The 3,444-nt window shown below is 66.5% G+C and carries 3 protein-coding genes; all 3 read left to right on the top strand.

Annotation, left to right across the window (positions count from 1 at the left end; all coding sequences use genetic code 11):
• The first annotated feature begins 51 nt into the window (after positions 1-51).
• On the top strand, positions 52-1,338 hold the full coding sequence (locus M3498_09960) for a nucleotide sugar dehydrogenase (protein MDQ3459607.1): 1,287 nt from the start codon (positions 52-54) through the stop codon (positions 1,336-1,338).
• Positions 1,338-2,423, top strand: coding sequence for an SDR family oxidoreductase (locus tag M3498_09955; GenBank protein ID MDQ3459606.1), 1,086 nt, complete (start codon positions 1,338-1,340; stop codon positions 2,421-2,423). The genes M3498_09960 and M3498_09955 overlap by 1 nt, the downstream gene beginning before the upstream one ends.
• The coding region (locus M3498_09950; protein MDQ3459605.1) for a glycosyltransferase at positions 2,420-3,444 on the top strand (1,025 nt) is incomplete at its 3' end. The genes M3498_09955 and M3498_09950, both read left to right, overlap by 4 nt.

The raw sequence follows: 3,444 nt of genomic DNA, 5'->3' as shown, positions 1-3,444 counted from the left end.
AGGCATCCGTCACGCCGACACCGCAATTCACGCGGTAAGATTTGGACGCCAATGACCCAATATACCGAACATATCGCCATCATCGGACTCGGCTACGTCGGTTTGCCCGTAGCCCTCGCGCTCGCCAAGCGCTTCCCGGACACTTTGGGCTTCGACATCAGCAAAACGAAGGTGGCCGAACTAGAGGAGCACAAGGATAGAACGGGGGAGATCTCGAGCGCGGCGCTCAGGGCCTCGACGATTCGCTTCACCGCCGACCCCGCTGAGCTGAGCCGGGCGAGCTTCTTCGTGGTGGCGGTGCCCACCCCCATCGACGCCAACCGCAAACCGGAGTTGGGTCCGCTCATCGGCGCCTCGCGGACGATCGGCCGGGTGATGAAGCCGGGCGCGGTGGTGGTCTTCGAATCCACCGTCTACCCCGGCGTCACCGAAGAGATTTGCGGCCCGGTGCTGGCCGAGGCGTCGGGGCTGAAGCAGGGGTGCGGCTTCAAGCTGGGCTATTCGCCCGAGCGGATCAACCCGGGCGACAAGGAGCACACCTTAGAGCGCATCGTCAAGGTCGTCGCCGGGGAGGACGAAGCGACGCTCGAGCGGGTCGCGGCGGTGTACGGTGCCATCATCCCCGCCGGCATCCACCGTGCCCCCTCGATCAGGGTGGCCGAGGCCGCCAAGGTCATCGAGAACACCCAGCGCGATTTGAACATCGCCTTGATGAACGAGCTCTCGCTCATCTTCGACCGGCTCGGCATCCGCACGCGCGACGTGCTCGAGGCGGCGGGAACCAAGTGGAACTTTTTGCCGTTCCGGCCAGGGCTGGTCGGCGGGCACTGCATCGGCATCGATCCCTACTACCTGACGAGCAAGGCCGAGGAGGTCGGCTACCACCCACAGGTCATCCTGGCCGGACGGCGCATCAACGACGGCATGGGCGCCTTTATCGCCCAGAAGCTCATCAAGCTGCTCGTTCACGCGGACGTGCCGATCAAGGGGGCCAGGGTCGGCATCCTGGGTCTGACCTTCAAGGAGGACGTGCCCGATCTGCGCAACAGCCGGGTGCCGGACATCGTGGCGGAGCTGCGGCAGTTCGGCGTCGAGCCGCTGATCCACGACCCGCTCGCCGACGCCGGCGAGGCGAGGCACGAGTACGGTATCGAGCTCTCGGCCTGGGAGGCGCTCTCGCCCGCGGACGCCCTGATCCTCGCCGTTCCTCACAAGGCCTACCTGGCTATGCCCAGGGACGGGCTGCTCGAGGCGCTCTGCCCCGGCGGTGTGATCATCGACGTCAAGTCCGTTTTTGACCCTGCTACACTGCCGGGAGTTCGCTATTGGAGTCTCTAGTGTCACAGCGTTATGAAAACCTTCGCAAGGAGCTGAGGGCCGCGCCCAAAACCTGGCTGGTCACCGGCGTGGCGGGCTTCATCGGCTCGAACCTGCTCGAGGCGCTCTTGCGCTTGGGGCAGAGGGTCACCGGGCTCGACAACTTCGCGACCGGCTTTCCTCACAACCTAGACGACGTGAGGGCGGCGGTCGGCGCGCGCGCCTGGTCCGGGTTCACCCTTCTCGAGGGTGACATCGCGCGCGTAGACGATTGCCGGGAGGCGATTCGCGGCGCCGATTACGTGCTCCACCAGGCCGCGCTGGGTTCGGTGCCGCGCTCGATCGCCGACCCCATCGCCACCAACCGCGCCAACGTCGGCGGCTTTCTCAACATGCTGGTGGCCGCCAAGGACGAGGGCGTAACGCGCTTCGTCTACGCCGGCTCGAGCTCGACCTACGGGGACCACCCGGCCTTGCCCAAGCTCGAGGACAGGATTGGCAAGCCCATGTCGCCCTACGCCGTCAGCAAGTACGTCGGCGAACTCTATAGCGAGGTCTTCGCCAAGGTCTACGGGCTCGAGGTCACCGGCCTGCGCTACTTCAACGTCTTTGGCCGCCGCCAGAACCCGGCGGGCGCCTACGCCGCCGTCATCCCCAAGTGGGTCGGGCAACTGCTCGCGGGCGAGCGCTGCGTGATCAACGGCGACGGCGAAACGAGCCGCGACTTCAGCTACATCGACAACGTCGTCCAGGCCAATCTGCTCGCCGCCGGCGCCGAGCCTGGCGAGGCCGGCCACCAGGTCTGCCACCAGGTCTGCCATCAGGTCTACAACGTCGCCTGCGGCGAGCGCACCACGCTGAGCGAGCTCTACGGGCTCATCCGCGACGGCCTGGCCAGGCTCAGGCCCGAGCTGGCCGGTCTGGCGTCGCGCGAGCCGCTCTACGCGCCCTTTCGGCCCGGCGACGTGCGCCACTCGCTGGCCGACATCGCCAAGGCGCGGCGCAGGCTCGACTATGCGCCCAGCCACACGGTCCGCGAAGGCCTGGACGAGGCCCTGGCCTGGTTTGCCGCCAGGGCGCAAGAGGCGCAAAAGCCGGCGAGATGAAGTTTCTCTTCAACGTCCACGGCTACAAGCCCGCCTACAACGTAGGCGGACCCATTCACTCGGTGTCGGCGCTGGCCGAGGGCCTGGTGGCCAGGGGGCACAGCGTCTTCGTGGCGACGAGCAACCGCAACCTGACCGAGGTGCTCGACGTGGACCCGAGCCGGGTCTACGACCGTGACGGCGTCGAGGTCCGCTATTTCGCGGCCTATCCCACCCTCTTGCAGCGCACGGGCATCCCTTATTTTGCCAAGTCGGCGGCGTTTCGCTTCGACTCGAGCTTCACCCGCTGGCTGTTGCAGCGCGGCGCCGACTTCGACGTCTTTCACACCCAGATCGCCTTTTTGCCTTCCAGCCGGCTCTTTTCAAAAGCCGCCAAAAGCCTGGGCAAGGTCTACTTCTACCACCAGCGCGGCGCCTTCAACCCCGTTGCGCTGCAGTACCGCGCTCTCAAAAAACGCCTCTACCTGCAAGCCGTCGAAAAACCGGTGATGCGGCGGGCGGACCTGCTCATCGCCCTGACCGAGCACGAAGCCGGCTTTTACAAGCTGCTCGGTTTGAACGGGCGCACGGAGGTCTTGCCGAACGGCGTCGCGGGAGATTTTTTTCCCAACGGCCCCTTGAGGCCGGGCGCTCCCGTGCGCGAGCTGTTGCAGGCGGCGGCAGAACAAGACGTGTTTCTTTTCCTGAGCCGCCTCCACCCCAGCAAGGGCCCCGAGCTCTTCGTCGAGGCCTTTCTTCGCTACGCCCAGGACCACCCCCGCGCCTTTGGCATCGTGGCGGGGCCGGATGAATTCGGCCTGGCGGAGCGCCTCAAGAGCAAGGTCGCCGCGGCGGGCTTGGCTCAGCGCCTTCGCTTCGTCGGCGCGGTCGCGGGCGACGACAAGATGGCGCTCTTTGCCCGGGCCGACGCCTTTGTCCTGCCGACGGCCTCCGAGGGTTTCTCCATCGTGCTTTTAGAGGCGCTCATGTGCGGCTGCGCGGTGGTGACCACGCCCGGCGCCCACTTCGGCGGGCTTCAGCC

This window comes from Deinococcota bacterium (assembly GCA_030858465.1).
GTDB lineage: Bacteria > Deinococcota > Deinococci > Deinococcales > Trueperaceae > JALZLY01.
This window is presented reverse-complemented; position numbering and strand designations above follow the sequence as displayed.

Coding starts and splice junctions, on each gene's coding strand:
- M3498_09960 (MDQ3459607.1), top strand. CDS start 52: ATGACCCAATATACCGAACATATCGCCATCATCGGACTCGGCTACGTC.